This window comes from Synechococcus sp. NB0720_010 (assembly GCF_023078835.1).
Lineage (GTDB): Bacteria > Cyanobacteriota > Cyanobacteriia > PCC-6307 > Cyanobiaceae > Vulcanococcus.
This window is the reverse complement of the sequence record NZ_CP090898.1, coordinates 793749-809430: the sequence shown is the minus strand read 5'-3', so window position 1 is coordinate 809430 and position 15682 is coordinate 793749. Positions and strand designations below refer to the sequence as shown.

Here is a 15682-nt window from a genome sequence, read left to right as displayed (position 1 = left end):
CATGGCCACCGTTCGCCTCGCTGACTACCGCCCGGCCCCGTTCACGATCGAGCACACCGAGCTGCTGTTCCAGCTCCACGCCGATCATGCCGTCGTCGAGGCGGAGTTCCAGCTGGTTCCCGCAGGAGCTGCAGCGGATGCGGCTTCCTGGGAGTTCTTGGGGGAACAACTCGAGCTGCTCTCGATTGAGCTCGACGGCCAGCCCCTGGCGCCAGAGACCTATCGCCTGGAGAGCAGCAAGTTGGTGTTGCTCAAGCCACCGACAGAGGCCTGCCGGCTGCGAACGCGGGTCAAGATTCAGCCCCAGACCAACACCAGCCTGGAAGGGCTGTACGTCAGCGGCGGCCTCTTCACCACCCAATGCGAGGCCGAGGGCTTTCGGCGGATCACCTTCCACCCGGATCGCCCGGATCTGCTCAGCCGCTTTCGGGTGCGCATCGAAGCGGACCTGGCCAGCTGCCCTGTGCTGCTCTCGAACGGAAACTGCCTGGAGACCGGTCCGCTTGCGGGCGAACCCGACCGTCACTACGCCGTCTGGGATGACCCCTTCCCCAAGCCCTCCTATTTGTTCGCCCTGGTGGCGGGTGCCCTGGAGGAGGTGCGCGATCAATTCGTGACCTGCAGCGGCCGAACGGTTCAACTGCGGATTCACGTCGAGCCTGGAGATGCGGGCTTCACGGCCCACGCGATGGCGTCACTGAAGCGCTCGATGGCCTGGGATGAGCGTCGCTATGGCTTGGAATATGACCTCGACGAGTTCAATCTCGTTGCGGTGCGCCACTTCAACATGGGCGCGATGGAGAACAAGAGTCTCAATATCTTCAATTCCAAGTTGGTCCTGGCGGACGCGGAGACCGCCACCGACGGCGAGCTGGAGCGCATCGAAAGCGTCATTGGCCACGAGTACTTCCACAACTGGACGGGGAACCGCATCACCTGCCGGGACTGGTTCCAGCTCTCGCTGAAGGAGGGACTGACGGTCTTCCGCGATGCCAGCTTCACGGCAGACCTGCATTCCCCCGAGGTCAAGCGCATTGAAGACGTGGCGCTGCTGCGCAACACCCAGTTCCGCGAGGACGCCGGTCCGACGGCCCATCCGATCCAGCCGGATCACTACCAGGCCATCGACAACTTCTACACAACGACGATCTACGAGAAGGGCGCGGAGGTCATCCGTGTTCTGCACACCCTGTTGGGGGAGGAGACGTTCATGCGTGGCATGGCTCTCTATGTGAGCCGTCATGACGGCACCGCCGCCACCTGCCAGGACTTTGTGCAGGCCATGGAGGATGCTGCGAAGACGGCTGGCGACCTGCCCCGGTTTGATTTTCAGCAGTTCAGGCGTTGGTATAGCCAGGCCGGAACACCCCAGCTGCAGATCGAGCGCCACTGGGATGGTGATGCCGGCACCCTGCAGCTGACGATTCGCCAGTCCACCCCCGCCACTCCGGGCCAACTCCAGAAGGAATCAGTCGTGATTCCCCTGGTGCTGGGCCTGGTGGGCCAGGGCGGCGATCCGCTGCCACTGCAGTTGCCGGGAGAGCACGCCCAGGACGTGGCCGCCGCGCAACTGCCCGCTGCCTGGGGCAGCGCCAGCCGCCTGTTTGTGATCGATCGCGAAGAGCAGTCGCTGCTGTTTGTCGGGCTGGAGGCCCACTCCCATCCACCGGCGGTGTCACTGCCCCGCGGCTTCTCAGCCCCGGTTCGCATCGCGATGGAGCGCCCCACCAACGAGCTTCTCCACCTGCTGGCCTGCGACAGCGAGTCCTTCTCCCGCTGGGATGCCGGCCAGGTGTTGTTGCGTCAGGCCCTGCTGGAGCGGGCGGCCGGTTCGATCAACGATGAGCTGGAAGAAGGCCTGGTGGCCGCCTTTGAGCGAATCCTGCTGGAGGGAGACCTGGGCGATTCCTACCGCAGTGCCTTGATGGCCTTCCCTGGCCTGCCGGAGCTGGAGGATGCGGCCCTCGCTCAACAGGGCCAGGTGGATCCGCCGGCCTTGTTTGAGGCGGCCTTGGCCCTGCGTGCTCGCTTTGGGGACGAGCTCAAGGATCCCCTGGAGGCGGTCTTGGCCTCCTGCCGCAACCAATGGCAAAAGAGCTGGCCGGAGGGTGTGGGCGACCGGGACCTCACCGCCACTGTCTGGAGTTGGCGGGTCGCCGCTGGGGATGCGGCCATCCGCGCCGAGGCCGCCGAGGCGGTGTCGGGGCCGTCGATGACGCTGGCCCGCGCTGGCCTGCGGGCCCTGCAGTCCATTGAGAGTCCGGAGCGCAGCGCGGCACTCCAGGCCTTCCACGACCGCTGGCAGGACAAGCCCGTGATCCTTGATGCCTGGTTTGGCCTGGAGGCCGCCACCCCCTTTGGCGATGGGGTGGCCCGGGTGCAGCAGTTGCTGGAACACCCGCGCTTCGACCCGGCGGCACCGAATTCCCTGCGGGCGGTCCTGGGCGGTTTTGCCGGCAACGTCAGCCAGTTCCACCGGGCCGATGGCCGCGGCTATCGCTTCATGGCCGAGCAGATTGCGGCTGTGGATCAACGCAATCCGATTACCGCCTCGCGGATGGCGAAGGTCTTCAGCCGCTGGCAGAGCTATGGCCCAGAGCGCTCAGAGCGCATGCGCGAAGCGTTGAAGCAGTTGTCCGAGGCGCCGCTGTCCCCGAATAGCCGCGAGGTGGTGGATCAGTGCCTGCAGCCGGCCTAGGGCAGGGACTGGTGGAGCCGCTTCAGCCCTTCGCGCCGTAGCGCTCCGCCTTCGGGGCCGGCGTGGGCTCCCCACAGCCCCTCCCAATAGAAGTAGATGACGCCGTGGCCGCGGGCGATGGCCAATTTCACCCGTTCGCTCAGGTCGGGGAACTCCGTCGTGCGTCCGCCAAAGCCCGCAAGGATGCCGATCTCCACCGGGATGCCCCAACTGCTGGCCTTGGTCAGGGCAGGTTGTTGCAGATCCTTCTCAAACCCCCTGAGGGAATAGGCGTAGTTCTGCACCACCAGCTCATCGATCAGGCCGCCCAGGGCCCAGATCTCCCAGTCCTGGAGCCAATGGTTGTAGGCAAACCGGAAGGGGCCGGGGGAGAGGCTGACGTAGGGGCTCCCCAGGCCGCTGTCTTTCAGGGTGCGGCGCAGCTCCCGCAGCAGCCCCGTGAGTTGACGCCGTCTCCAGTTCATCCAGGCCCGATCGGTGTGCAGCTCGGGCGGTTCTTGCCCGGTCTCCTGGCGGTAGAGCGCTCGGGTGTAGGGGTCGTAGCCCAGCTCGACCGGCCAGGCGAAGTGGTCATCGAGCTGAATGCCATCGACCTTGCAGCGCTGGACGATCTCGCCGATCAGCCCCAGGAACCGTTCCTTGACCCCGGGGTGGGCCGGGTTGAGCCAGACCATCTCCTTGCCATGCATCGAGACCGTGCTGATGCCGGAGCTGTTCTGCAACACCCACTCCGGGTTTTGCCGCACGACCGCGGCATCCGCCGGCTCCATCAGGCCGTACTCAAACCAGGGGATCACCCGCAGGCCGCGCCGGTGGGCGGCTTCGGTGAAGCGGCAAATCGGATCGATGTTGGGGTTGCTCTGCAGCAGGGCGGGCTCCATGGGCGCCCAGCGACTGCGGTGGAAGGTGGTGCCGCGGCTCCAGACGTTGGGGTAAAGGGTGTTGAAGCCAGCCACGCTGAGCTCTTCGACAGCTTCCTGAATCCGCTGTTTGGAGTAATACAGCGGGCTTGGGCTGTTGGTGAGCCAGACCCCAATCCGCCGGGGCTCTGGTTCTTTCGCCTCAACGGCGATGGAGGCCAACAGACCTGAGAGCACCAGGCTGACGGCAAGGGCCAGCCTGCGCTTCACCGGAACATTGAGCTAACGGAGCTCTCGTCGTGGATGCGCCAGATCGCCTCACCGAGCATGTTGGCCACTGAGAGCACCTGCAGCTGGGGGAAGCGGCGGTCTTCGCTCAGGGGGATGGAGTTGGTGACGATCACCTCCTCGAACAGGCCGGGCTCGGAGAGACGTTCCACCGCCGGTGGAGAGAAGACCGCATGGGTCGCGCAGGCCAGCACCTGGGTCGCTCCGTTCTGACGCAGCAGGCGCGCGCCAGCGCAGATCGTGCCGCCGGTGTCGATCATGTCGTCGATCACGATCGCGGTCTTGCCGGCCACATCACCAATGACCGTCAGGCTTTCAGCCACGTTGTGGCCGGAGCGGCGCTTGTCGATGATCGCCAGGGGTGCGTCATTGAGCTGCTTGGCGAAGGCCCGGGCCCGGGCCACGCCACCGACGTCGGGGGAGACCACCACCACATCGCCCAGGTCGCGGCCGCGCAGATAGTCCACCAGCACCGGGGACCCATAGATGTGGTCGCAGGGAATGTCGAAGTAGCCCTGGATCTGGGCGGAGTGCAGGTCCATCGCCAGCACTCGATCCACACCGGACTTGGCCAGCAGGTTGGCCACCAATTTGGCGGTGATCGACTCGCGGCCCGCGGTTTTCCGGTCAGCCCGGGCGTAGCCGTAGTAAGGGATCACAGCTGTGATCTGGCGGGCGGAGGCCCGTTTGCAGGCATCCACCATCACCAGCAGCTCCATCAGGTGATCGTTCACCGGAGCGCAGGTCGGTTGGATCAGGAAGACGTCGCAGCCTCGGATCGATTCCTGGATCTGGATGTAGAGCTCGCCATCGGCAAAGCGTTTGATGACCCGCGGGCCATCCGGGACCCCGAGGTAGGCACCGATCTCTCGAGCCAGGGCCTGGTTTGAGGTGCCGCTGAACAGCCGCAGGCGCTTGGTGTCATGGCCCATGCTTGCCTGATCGACCCGTTCTGCGGTCAGGAAACTGGTCACGGGGCCGCTGGCTGGACGGTAGAACCCTGATCGTAGAAGCCGCCCGGCACGCGGTCAGCACCCTGGAGCCCGATCCCTTCATGAATCGCTCGAACTCCAGCGCTGCCTCAGGGGTCTGTTTGGTGGCTCCAGGGGGGCGCATGGGCATCTCGGCCTCCGCCTTGGCGGACCTCACGGGATGTCGGCTAATGCATTCCTGGGACAGCGATCAGCGGGATCCTCAAGCGTCCCTGCTGGCCCTCAGCGCAGAAGCGCCAGGCTGGCTCCAGCCCTTGGACATCGATCCCGCGCAGCCCCTGGGCGCAGTGGAGTGCTGGGCGGAACTGCTGGGCGCCTGGCGCCTACCCACCTGCTTGCTCTGCAGTGAGGCGGACCGTGCCGCCGGCCTAGCCCGCAGCCACTGGGCACTGCTCCGCCACTACCGGGTTCCCCTGGTCGGGATGATCCAGTGGGGCGGGGACTGGAGACCGGCGGAGCGCCGCGCCGAAGGCCTGCCCTGGTTGGGGCACCTGCCGTCCTCGCCGGCGGACCCAGAGGCCCTTGCGGAGTTGCGCCTGCGCCTGATTACGGCCAGCGCGGTTGCAGCCGCTGCTCCTCCAGCTCCCGCATCGATGCCTTTGCATTGAGGGCCGGCCGCAGGCTGAGGCTCTGGAACTGCACGGATTGCCCCGGCTGCAGGGCCACCGCCATCAGGCTCAGCACCTCCTGGGGCGTGAGGTTCGTGTCCACCTGGGGCCGCAGTTCGGCAATCAGGGAGGGCAGGCGCTTGAGCTGGGCGGCCTGACCCATCTGCCGCAGCAGGGTGGCGATGGCCTGCTCTTGGCGATCACGCCGGCGCTCCTCACCATTGATCGGGTCCCTGAAGCGCAGGTACTGCTCCACCTGGGTGCCATTGAGCTGCTGCAGGCCCCCCTGCAGGGCGATGGTGAGCTTCTGGCTTTGATCCGTGTAGGCCATCGCCCGATCCGGCGCCAGCTCCAGCCGTCCCATCCCATCCACCAGCTCCCGCAGGGCCGTGCGGGGGATGACCACATAACGCTCGGGCGCTCCATCGGCCAGACCCAGCAGTTCCGCGCTGGCGCTGGCCACGAGGGCTGCCCCCCCGCGGCGGTAGAGGCTGCCGAGGGGCACCGGCGTGGCGTCACCGGGTAAGCGAACGGCCCCTTCGATCGGAAGGTTCATCACCTGAACTGGGCCGTTGGGATCGACATGCACCAGCAGCAGGGCATCGCTGTTGGCGGGGCCAGCCGGGGCGGCTCCGTTGGAAATGGCCCCCTGACGGTCGGCATCGGAGCCAATCAGCAGCACGTTCAGGGGCTGGCTCGGTTGTTCGGCGAGGGCCTCGGCGCTGGGAGGACCGTCTTCTTTGGCGGAGTGGTCCTGCAGGGGCCAGACCAGGCTCAGGGCACCCAGGCCCGCGACGATCCCCGCGCCGGCGGCCAGGAGGCGAATCGCGGCCCGTTGGCGAGCACTGCGCTGCGGGCGATTCCCAGCGGTGGCCATGGACGGGCGGCGTTCAAAGACGCACCACTTTGACGTAGGTCGCCTGGGGCTGACGCCGTTGTTGCGCTCACGCCAGATAGGTTGTGGCCTCGCCCGGCCAAGTCGTTGTCCCTCGCTGCTTCATCTCCAGGCTCCTCGCTGCCCCATGACAGGGCCCGGCCCCTGGCGAAAGGCAGCACCTATCCAGCGAGGGACCTCTGCAGCCAATGCGGTCTCTGCGACAGCCGCTGGGTGGCCTATGTCAAGGACAGCTGCGCCTTTTTGAACCAGCGCTTTGAGGCGATGGAGACCGCGGCCCATGGCCGCAGCCGCGACCTGGAGAACGAGGACGAGCTCTATTTCGGTGTGCAGCAGCGGATGCTCACCGCCCGTTTGCAGCAGCCCATCGCCGGCGCCCAGTGGACCGGAATCGCCAGCCGCATTGGCGTCCTGGCCCTCGAGAGCGGGCTAGTGGATGCCGTGCTCTGCGTGGGGCAAAGCGAGGACGATCGCTTCACTCCGGTGCCACGGCTGGCCCGCACCCCAGAGGAGGTGCTGAGTGCCCGGGTGAACAAGCCGACCCTCTCCCCCAACCTGGAGGTACTGGAGCAGCTCCCCGGCAGTGGCATCCGCAAGCTGCTGGCCATCGGTGTGGGCTGCCAGATCCAGGCCCTGCGGGCGGTGGAGTCCACCCTGCCCCTCGATCAGCTCTATGTGCTGGGGCTTCCCTGCACTGACAACGTTTCGCGCGAGGGGCTTCAGACCTTCCTGGAGACCACGGTCAGCTCCCCGGAGACCGTGGTCCACTACGAGTTCATGCAGGACTTCCGGATCCACTTCCGCCACAGCGATGGCCGCGAGGAGACGGTTCCCTTCTTCGGGCTGGATACGCCCAAGCTCAAAAACGTCTTCGCGCCGAGCTGTCTGAGCTGCTTTGACTACACCAACGCCGGTGCGGACCTGGTGGTTGGCTACATGGGGGCGACGTTTGGCCGGCAATGGCTCACGGTGCGCAACCCCCGCGGTCAGCAGTTGCTGGACTTGGTGGAGGCGGAACTGGATGTGGCTCCGGTGACCAGTCGCGGTCAACGCCAGGCGGCCGTGCAGCAGGGCATCGAGGCCTACGACAAGGCGCTGAAGCTGCCGATCTGGCTGGCCAACATCATTGGCTGCTTCGTCGGGCGCTTTGGACCCCAGGGCCTGGAGTACGGCCGCTTCTCGATTGATTCGCACTTCACCCGCAATGCCCTCTGGCTGCGGCGCAATCACCCCGAGAAGGTGGAGGCCCATATCCCCGCTTTTGCCCAGCGGATCATCAGCCGCTACGAGCTCCCCAACCCATGAGGCGCGCTGGGGTCCTGCTGCACGTCACGGCGCTGCCGGGCACACCGGCCTGCGGGACCTTTGGGGCCGCTGCCCATCAGTGGGTCGATGCCCTCGCCAGCCAGGGCATCCAGGCCTGGCAGGTGCTGCCCCTGGCCCCCACCGACGGCCTGGGCTCCCCCTACAGCGCCCCCAGCGCCTTCGCCCTGAACCCCTGGTGTTTGGATGCCGATGCCCTGGTGCAGGCCGGCCTGCTCCCGCAGCAGGACCTCAGCGCCATCCCGGCTGGAGGGCAGCCCGGGCGACTGGACTTTGATCTTGCTAAGCGCCGCTCCGCAGCCCTGGCAGACGCGCTCCTGCAGAACTACCCAAGCTGGGACGAGCCCACCCAGCAGGCCTTTGCGGCCTGGCGCGTTCAGCAGCGCTATTGGCTTGTGGATCACTGCCGCTTTGTCGTGCTGCGGCAGCTCCATGGGGGCCAGCCCTGGTGGTCCTGGCCTGCAGCATTGGCCGGCCGCAAGCGATCGGCCCTGAAGGCCTTCGATCAGGAGCATGGGCCGTCCTTGCTGCAGGAGGCCTTGCTCCAGTGGCAGCTGCAGCAGCAGTGGCAGGCGGTGCTGGATCACGCCCGCTACCGCGGGGTGCAGGTGATCGGTGACATCCCTTTTTATGTGGCTCATGACAGCGCCGATGTCTGGAGCCACCGCCGCCTGTTCTCGCTGGATCGCTCCGGACACCTGCTTCAGCAGAGCGGTGTGCCGCCGGATTACTTCTCTGAGACCGGCCAGCTCTGGGGAACGCCGGTTTACTGCTGGCCCCTGCATCGCCTGAGTCGTTTCCGCTGGTGGAGGCGGCGTCTGCGGCGGCAGCTGCAGGTGGTTGATCTGCTGAGGATTGATCACTTCCGGGCCCTGGAGGCCGCCTGGATCGTTCCGGGTGGTGATGACACCGCGGAGCGGGGGGTGTGGAAGCGCACCCCTGGAGCCAGCCTGCTGCGCCTGTTGCAAGCTCCGCTGCCCTTGATTGCCGAGGACCTGGGGGTGATCACGCCTGAGGTGGAGGCCCTCCGCGATCGCTTCGCCCTGCCAGGGATGAAGATCCTGCAGTTCGCCTTCGATGGCAATCCAGGAAACCCCTATCTCCCCAGCAACATCGAGGGAGAGCGCTGGGTCGTCTACACCGGCACCCATGACAACGCCACCTGTATCGGTTGGTGGCAGCAGCTGAGCGCTGAGCAACGGGCCCAGGTGGAGGCCCTGACCGGCCCGGTTCATGCCCCGGGTTGGCAGCTGTTGGAGTTGGCCCTGGCCACCAGCGCCGGATGGGCCTTGGTGCCGCTGCAGGATCTGCTGCACCTGGGGGATGAGGCCCGCTTCAACACCCCGGGGACGACGGAGGGCAATTGGCAATGGCGCCTGGGCCAGTCGATTGCTTCGCTGGAGGGTCCACTGCAGGGCTACGCCGAGTTGGCTCGGCGCTACGGGCGCGGCGGCTGAGGAGCCGGCACTTGAAACTGCTCTGGCTGTTTGGGCAGGGCCGCCAGGGGCTTGCCGTTCCAGATCACCTCGCCGGTTTTCGGGGCCGGTGAGACGGAGAGGCGCAGGGGCGGCTGCAGCTGCAGCACCAGCTGTCCCTTGCTGCCGCTCAGCTGGCTGCGTTGTCCGCCATCACTGCTGAGGTTGAGGGAACTGGCCTGACTGAGGTTCAGCTCCAGAACCCCCGGGCCTTCGGGGGCCGGTAGTGGTTGGCGCAGGGCGCTTTGACTGCTGCCGCGCTGGGCGCGCTCGAGGGGGCGTAGATCGGGATAGGCCACCAGCAGGTTGTCTCCGGCTTGGACCGCCTTGGCCTGCTCGCTCGGTTTGAGGGCAGGGATCGGATTGAGGGTCAGCAGGTTGGCCGCGGCAAGTTGGCGCTGCTGCAGGTTCAGGCCGTAGATCAGCCCCAGGGTGACGGCCCCGTAGAGAACCGTTCCCTGCCAGCTGCTGAAGACATCGATCGAGCCCGGGGTGAAGCGCTGCAGACGATTGGCGTTGGCCGCGGCGTTCTCGCTCTCCGGTGGGAGTGCTGCGGCCAGGCTTCCGCCGGGCAGGTTGAGGTACTCCTCCAGCAGCGGCAGCATCGACTTGAGGTAGGCCCCCTCCGGCAGGCGATCGCGCCAACCCCGCTCCAGCGCCTCGAGCACGGGGGTGCTGATCTTGGTCTCCAGGGCCATTTGCCGCAGGTTCAGGCCCCGGGATTCCCGTTCGCTCTTGAGCCGCCGGCCGACCTCCAGCAAGGGGTCTTCCACCTCAGGGCTGTCAGGGCTGGCATCGCCGCCGCTGTTACCCCGGCCCATCAAACGGGCCAGACCTGGGATGGACAGGGCGAACCGAGGCATTCCGGCCGATCAGCTTCTTATTCCCATTCTTGGTCGTTTATTCGTCTCCAGCGACCCTCTGGAAGTGCTCCGAGATGAATCGGGCCGATGGCGATGCGCTGCAGATCGAGGACGTGGTGGCCCAGAAGCTCGGCCGTGCGGCGGATCTGACGGTTTTTCCCTTCGCCCATGACCAGCTCCAGCAGGGTCCGGCCCTGTTCGCTGCTGAGGCTTCTGACCTGCACCGGTTGGGAGGGCAGGCCATCGAGACTGACGCCGCGGGCCCATTGATCCAGCACCCGTTGGCTGGGTTGTCCCTGCACCCAGACCCGGTAGGTCTTGCTGTGGGCATAGCGCGGATGGGTCAGCTGGAGGGTGAGGGCCCCGTCGTTGCTGAGCAGCAGGGCGCCGCGGCTCTCAAAGTCCAGGCGCCCGACCGGGTGCAGTCCTTGGCCCCGGGCCAGCTCGGGCGGCAGCAGGTCGAGCACGATCGGCCGGCCTTCGGGGTCAAAGCAACTGCTGAGGACCCCGGCGGGTTTGTTCAGCAGCAGCACCATCGGTTCGGCGGAGGCGCGGAGGGGCTGGCCATCGAGGCTGATGGCATCGCTGTTGGGATCGGCCTTGTCCCCCAGCTGGGCCCGCTGGCCATTGACCGTGACGCGGCCGTCCCTGAGCAGCTCCTCGGCGCGGCGCCTGGAGCAGACCCCCGCCTGGGCAATCAGCTTTTGCAGTCGTTCGGCGGCCATCTCAGCGCTGTGCCCAAAAGCATTTTGCTCATCAGAAAAAAGTGATACGGTTCCGCAACAGCTTTACGAAACACCTGGGTTTCGTAATTCGTTTTCGCTGATGCCCTCTGTTCCGATCCTTCGTGCTGTCCGCGACACCGCGCTGGCCGGTGGAACGGACCTGGTGCGCTCGTATCTGCGGGATATCGGCCGGGTGCCGCTGCTGACCCACGAGCAGGAGATCACCTTGGGTCGCCAGGTCCAAGAGCTGGTGGCGCTGGAGGAGCTGGAGCAGGAACTCGCGAGCCGTGAGGGTGTGGAGAAGCCTTCGCCTGCGGTGCTGGCGAAGGAAGCGGGTCTGACGCAGGTTCAGCTCAAGAAGCGCCTGAGGAGTGGTCAGCGGGCCAAGGAGCGGATGGTGGCCGCCAACTTGAGGTTGGTGGTGAGCGTGGCGAAGAAGTACACCAAGCGGAACATGGAGCTTCTGGACCTGATCCAGGAGGGAACGATTGGCTTGGTGCGGGGTGTTGAAAAGTTCGACCCGACCCGGGGCTACAAGTTTTCGACTTATGCCTACTGGTGGATCCGCCAGGGGATCACGCGGGCGATTGCTGAGAAGAGCCGAACGATCCGGCTGCCGATCCACATCACCGAGACGCTGAACAAGCTCAAGAAGGGGCAGCGTGAGCTGAGCCAGGAGCTGGGCCGCACGCCGACGGTGACGGAGCTGGCCGAGTTTGTGGACCTTCCTGAGGAGGAGGTGAAGGACCTGCTCTGCCGCGCGCGCCAGCCCGTGAGCCTGGAGACGAAGGTGGGCGACGGCGATGACACGGAGCTGCTGGATCTGCTGGCCGCCGATGGCACCCAGCCGTCAGAGCTGGTGGATGGGGAGTGCCTGCGCATGGACATGCGGGGACTCTTGGACCAGCTGCCGGACCTGCAGGGCCGCGTGCTGAAGATGCGCTACGGCATCGATGTTGAGGAGCCCATGAGCCTGAGCTCCATTGCCCGTGCGCTTGAGATGAGCCGCGACCGTGCCCGCAGCCTCGAGCGCAAGGCCCACGAAGAGCTGCGCCGCCGCTCCGAGGAGATGCACGCCTATCTGGCGGCTTAATTACCGTTAAAGGACACCTTCGGGTTCGACCGTGATCGATCAAAAGTCGCAGCAGCAGCTGGCGGCTTGGGGCTATGGCGCTTTGGTCCAGCGGGAGCTCACTCGCGATGCCTTGCTGGCCAAGGAGCCTGGCCTCACTCCGGAGCAACAGGAGCAGGCAATCCCCATCTGGCTGCAGCGCCAGGGATTGAAGACCCAGGCCGAGGCCCAACGCTGGATTCAGTCCTACGGCCTCTCCGAAGAGGACCTCAAAGCCTTAGCTGAGCGGCAACTGCGCTGGCAGTTTCTCTGCGAGAAGCGCTTCCGAGCTCAGGCCTCCACTTTGTTTTTGAAGCGCAAGAGCCAACTCGATCAGGTGGTCTATTCCCTGATCTGGGTCGAGGACGAGGCGATGGCCCAGGAGCTCTTTCTTCAGCTCTCAGAGCGGGAAAACAGTTTTGAGCAGCTCTGGTGCACCTTGCCTGGCGTGACGGGGCAACTGCCAACGGGGAAGCAGGGACCGACGCCCTTGGGCCAGCTCCCTGAGGCTCTCAGTGAGTTGCTGCGGGTGAGTAAGCCCGGCCACATCTGGCCTCCGCGTCCGGCGGAGGGGGGCTGGGTGCTGCTTCGCCTGGATGAGCTGCAGCCAGCGGTGTTCAACCAGGGCTACCGCCGGGACCTGGCTTTGGAGCTCGGTGATCAGTGGCTCCAGGAGCAGATGCGCGCTACGCCGGCCAAGTAATCGGGGACTTATGCAAAACCTGCATGATTTCGCTTCGTGCAGATCGCTGAGATCGTCTGCTGTTGGTAGCCCAGGCGGCCAGGTGTAGCCCCACGTTCTGATAGTTTTTTCGGAGTACTCAGCCACTGAATGCAGCTGACCCTTGCATTGCGGTTGGTCAGTAGCTGGGAGCCCTTCTCCAAGCTGCCGAAGAGCTCTCAGGCGCGCATTGCTGAGTCCTTGCAAGCGCTCCAGCTGAGGCCGGGGCAGAAGCTGTACGACTACAACGCTCTGCCGCCGGGTGTGGCCCTGCTGGCCAAGGGGCAGATGCGCCTGTTGGCGCTCGATGAGCAGGACGTTCCTTTCACGCTGCGCCGGCTTTCCCCGGGTGACACAGCAGGCGACATCGGACTCTTGCGGGGTGTGACGGGCCAGGCTTTGGCCGCCTCCCAGCCGAGCCAGCTCTGGCTGATGCCCCAGGCGGTCTTCCTGCAGGTGGTGATGGAGCACCCGCCACTGCAGTTGGCCTTGGCCCAGCCCAGTCTCGAGGAGTTGTTCGCCGTCGCGTCTTCGAGCCCAGCGCCGCGGCTGCCCGAGCGCCGGGACCTTCGTGACTGGGCTAGCAATCAACTGGAAGAGGCGGCGGGTGAGCAGCAGGTGTTGCTGTTGCCCCCGGGTGAGCATCAATTCGGCTCCAGCTGGGGGCCCTGGCTCGTCAGCAGCAGCAATGTGGCCGGGGCGAACCCCGGTGAAGAACTCCTGGGCCCGCTGAAGCTGACGGTGAAGGGCAAGCTGCCCGCCCGTTTGCTGGCCAAGGGGGGCGCCACGCCGCCGATGGAGCGGCCACCGGTGATGGTGCTGGCCCCGGAGGCCGGCGAGGAAGAGGCCGAGCCCACTGAAGCTGAACTCCTGGAGCCCGACTGGCAGGAAAGCTCCGCCGCGATCGTCGCTGTGGAGCGTCAACAGGAGGCTCTTGAGGACTGGTACGGCCGCCTGGGGGATGACGGCACCTTCCCCCATCTCAGCGGCGAGGGGCCTGTGGAGGGGCCGATGGCGGCGCTGCGGATGCTGGCGCGTTACTTCGATCTGCCCTTCCGCAAGGACGTGCTGACCCGGATCCTCGAAGACCAGATCCAGCGGGACACCACCGGAGCGGGCATTGGCCTGCTGCAGCTGGCGGCCATTGCCGATTTGATGGGGCTGCGCGCTTCGCAGCTGAGCGTGAATGACGCCCAGATCCCGCGCTTGCAGCTTCCAGCCTTGGTGATGGGCGGCAGTGGTCCGGTGGTGATCTGGGCCAGCGACATGGCCGGGCAAGTCCTGATCAGTGATCCCGCCTCGGGCCAGGGCCCGGTAGCGATCAGTGCCCTGGAGGGGCGCGATGAGGAGGGCAACCTGCCGGTGCTCTGCATTGAGCGCAGCCACAAGACCCCCAAAAAGCGCTTTGGTCTGGCTTGGTTCCTGCCGGCTCTCAAGCAGCACAAGGGCGTGCTGGTTCAGGTGCTGATCGCCAGCTTTTTTGTGCAGCTGTTTGGCTTGCTCAACCCGCTGCTGATTCAGCAGATCATTGATGCGGTGATCAGCCAGGGCAACGTCAGCACCTTGAACGTGCTGGGCACGCTGCTGGTGGCGATGGCTTTGGCCCAGGCGGTGCTCTCGTCCCTGCGCACCTATCTCTTCTCCGACACCACCAATCGAATCGACATCAGCCTGGGATCGACGATCATCGATCACCTGTTGCGGCTGCCCCTGGGCTATTTCGCCGACCGCCCGGTGGGTGAAGTCAGCAGCCGCCTGAATGAACTGGAGAAGATCCGACGCTTCCTTACCGGCACGGCCCTGACGGTGATCTTGGATGCGGTCTTCGCGGTGATCTACATCGCGGTGATGTTGCTCTATTCCGTGCAACTCACCTTCTGGGCCCTGGCGGTGGTGCCGCTGTTTGTCGGCTTAACCGCCCTGACGGCACCCATCATCCGTAAGCAGCTGCGGGAGCAGGCCGAAGCCAATTCACGGGTCCAGAGCCATCTGGTGGAAACCCTCGGCGGGATGGAGACGATCAAGGGCCAAAGCATGGAGATCCATAGCCGTTGGCGCTGGCAACAGCTCTACGGCGGACAGATCCAGTCGGGCTTCCGCAACGTCGTCACCAGCACGGCAGCCGGATCGGCCAGTCAGTTCCTGGAGCAACTCTCCGGTCTGATCGTCCTCTGGATCGGTGCCTCGCTGGTGCTCAAAGGTCAGATGACCCTGGGTCAGCTGATCGCCTTCCGGATCCTGGCGGGCTATGTCACCAGCCCGCTGCTGCGGATGGCCAACCTCTGGCAGAACTTCCAGGAAACCGCCCTGTCGCTGGAGCGCCTGGCGGACATCGTCGATCACCCCCAGGAGCTGGAAATCACTGGAGAGCAGAAACCACCGATCCCGCCGATCGTCGGCCAGGTTGAGTACTCCGGCGTCAGCTTCCGCTTTGCCGAGCAGGGCAAACTTCAGCTCAGCAATGTCAGTTGCGACATTCCCCCCGGCTCCTTTGTGGGGGTCGTCGGCAGCTCGGGCTCGGGCAAGAGCACAATGCTCAAATTGCTCACCCGTTTGTATGAACCGGAAGAGGGCCTGATTCGCATTGATGGCAACGACATCAGCAAGGTGGACCTCTATTCCCTGCGTGCTCAAATCGGTGTGGTGCCGCAGGACAGCCTGCTGTTTGACGGCACGATCCTCTCCAACATTGCCCTGACCCGTCCCGATGCCTCCTTCGAAGAGGTGGTTCTGGCCGCCCAGGTGGCTTGCGCTCACGATTTTGTCCAGGCGATGCCGTCGGGCTACAGCAGCTCCGTAGGTGAGCGGGGTGCAGGCCTAAGCGGCGGCCAGCGTCAACGCTTGGCCATTGCTCGGATGATCCTGCGGCGTCCGCGCCTTCTGGTGCTGGACGAGGCCACCAGCGCATTGGATGTCGACACCGAGCGGCGTCTGACGGCCAATTTGATGGAGCTCTACAAGGGCAGCACGGTCTTCTTTATTACCCACCGCCTGGCCTCTTTGAAAGCCGCCGATCACATCTTGGTGATGGATCAAGGAGCCCTTGTTGAGCAGGGAACCCATGAAGAGTTGATGGCTCTCGATGGTCGTTATGCCACGTTGTATCACCAGCAGGAGGTTTGA

At 65.4% G+C, this 15682-nt stretch carries 12 protein-coding genes; 7 read left to right on the top strand and 5 right to left on the bottom strand.

The window, feature by feature from the left end; translation table 11 throughout:
• Nucleotide 1 precedes the first annotated feature (1 nt).
• Nucleotides 2–2698: an aminopeptidase N gene (gene pepN / locus LY254_RS04210; RefSeq protein WP_247479121.1), complete on the top strand. Its 2697-nt coding sequence runs from the start codon at nucleotides 2–4 to the stop codon at nucleotides 2696–2698.
• Here pepN and LY254_RS04205 read toward each other — a convergent pair.
• Both LY254_RS04205 and LY254_RS04200 read right to left on the bottom strand, forming a co-directional pair.
• The gene (locus LY254_RS04205) at nucleotides 2695–3828 is read right to left on the bottom strand and encodes a glycoside hydrolase family 10 protein (RefSeq protein ID WP_247479119.1); all 1134 of its coding nucleotides are present in this window, start codon (nucleotides 3826–3828) and stop codon (nucleotides 2695–2697) included. The genes pepN and LY254_RS04205 overlap by 4 nt on opposite strands.
• Complete coding sequence (locus LY254_RS04200) at nucleotides 3825–4820, bottom strand: ribose-phosphate pyrophosphokinase (protein ID WP_010317880.1); 996 nt, start codon at nucleotides 4818–4820, stop codon at nucleotides 3825–3827. Before LY254_RS04200 ends, LY254_RS04205 begins: the two co-directional genes overlap by 4 nt.
• Before the next feature lie 80 nt (nucleotides 4821–4900).
• Here LY254_RS04200 and LY254_RS04195 point away from each other — a divergent pair, with 80 nt between their 5' ends.
• Nucleotides 4901–5446 carry a hypothetical protein gene (locus LY254_RS04195; RefSeq protein WP_247479118.1) on the top strand — a complete coding sequence of 182 codons (546 nt, stop codon included), beginning with the start codon at nucleotides 4901–4903 and terminating at the stop codon, nucleotides 5444–5446.
• Here LY254_RS04195 and LY254_RS04190 read toward each other — a convergent pair.
• The gene (locus LY254_RS04190; protein ID WP_247479117.1) at nucleotides 5385–6323 is read right to left on the bottom strand and encodes an LCP family protein; all 939 of its coding nucleotides are present in this window, start codon (nucleotides 6321–6323) and stop codon (nucleotides 5385–5387) included. The two genes, LY254_RS04195 and LY254_RS04190, sit on opposite strands and share 62 nt — an antisense overlap.
• Nucleotides 6324–6428: 105 nt before the next feature.
• On the opposite strand from LY254_RS04190, the gene LY254_RS04185 reads away from it, so the two are divergent.
• Both LY254_RS04185 and malQ read left to right on the top strand, forming a co-directional pair.
• A complete protein-coding gene (locus LY254_RS04185) occupies nucleotides 6429–7646 on the top strand; it encodes a Coenzyme F420 hydrogenase/dehydrogenase, beta subunit C-terminal domain (protein WP_247479116.1) in 1218 nt (405 codons plus the stop codon).
• Nucleotides 7643–9121 (top strand): 4-alpha-glucanotransferase, encoded by a 1479-nt coding sequence (gene malQ, locus LY254_RS04180; RefSeq protein WP_247479115.1) that lies wholly within the window; start codon nucleotides 7643–7645, stop codon nucleotides 9119–9121. The genes LY254_RS04185 and malQ overlap by 4 nt, the downstream gene beginning before the upstream one ends.
• Here the strand turns inward: malQ and LY254_RS04175 are convergent.
• On the bottom strand, nucleotides 9103–10002 hold the full coding sequence (locus LY254_RS04175) for a RodZ family helix-turn-helix domain-containing protein (protein ID WP_247479114.1): 900 nt from the start codon (nucleotides 10000–10002) through the stop codon (nucleotides 9103–9105). The two genes, malQ and LY254_RS04175, sit on opposite strands and share 19 nt — an antisense overlap.
• 17 nt (nucleotides 10003–10019) lie before the next feature.
• Complete coding sequence (locus tag LY254_RS04170) at nucleotides 10020–10727, bottom strand: pseudouridine synthase (protein WP_247479113.1); 708 nt, start codon at nucleotides 10725–10727, stop codon at nucleotides 10020–10022.
• A gap of 100 nt (nucleotides 10728–10827) precedes the next feature.
• On the opposite strand from LY254_RS04170, the gene LY254_RS04165 reads away from it, so the two are divergent.
• The 3 genes from LY254_RS04165 to LY254_RS04155 all read left to right on the top strand — a co-directional run bounded on the left by LY254_RS04165 (nucleotide 10828) and on the right by LY254_RS04155 (nucleotide 15682).
• Nucleotides 10828–11820: an RpoD/SigA family RNA polymerase sigma factor gene (locus LY254_RS04165; protein WP_247479112.1), complete on the top strand. Its 993-nt coding sequence runs from the start codon at nucleotides 10828–10830 to the stop codon at nucleotides 11818–11820.
• Nucleotides 11821–11851: 31 nt separating this feature from the next.
• Nucleotides 11852–12541: a peptidylprolyl isomerase gene (locus LY254_RS04160; protein WP_247479111.1), complete on the top strand. Its 690-nt coding sequence runs from the start codon at nucleotides 11852–11854 to the stop codon at nucleotides 12539–12541.
• A gap of 129 nt (nucleotides 12542–12670) precedes the next feature.
• Nucleotides 12671–15682: a peptidase domain-containing ABC transporter gene (locus LY254_RS04155; protein WP_247479110.1), complete on the top strand. Its 3012-nt coding sequence runs from the start codon at nucleotides 12671–12673 to the stop codon at nucleotides 15680–15682.

Coding starts and splice junctions, on each gene's coding strand:
- pepN (WP_247479121.1), top strand. CDS start 2: ATGGCCACCGTTCGCCTCGCTGACTACCGCCCGGCCCCGTTCACGATC.
- LY254_RS04165 (WP_247479112.1), top strand. CDS start 10,828: ATGCCCTCTGTTCCGATCCTTCGTGCTGTCCGCGACACCGCGCTGGCC.
- LY254_RS04155 (WP_247479110.1), top strand. CDS start 12,671: ATGCAGCTGACCCTTGCATTGCGGTTGGTCAGTAGCTGGGAGCCCTTC.
- LY254_RS04170 (WP_247479113.1), bottom strand. CDS start 10,727: ATGGCCGCCGAACGACTGCAAAAGCTGATTGCCCAGGCGGGGGTCTGC.
- LY254_RS04190 (WP_247479117.1), bottom strand. CDS start 6,323: ATGGCCACCGCTGGGAATCGCCCGCAGCGCAGTGCTCGCCAACGGGCC.
- LY254_RS04175 (WP_247479114.1), bottom strand. CDS start 10,002: ATGCCTCGGTTCGCCCTGTCCATCCCAGGTCTGGCCCGTTTGATGGGC.
- malQ (WP_247479115.1), top strand. CDS start 7,643: ATGAGGCGCGCTGGGGTCCTGCTGCACGTCACGGCGCTGCCGGGCACA.
- LY254_RS04195 (WP_247479118.1), top strand. CDS start 4,901: ATGAATCGCTCGAACTCCAGCGCTGCCTCAGGGGTCTGTTTGGTGGCT.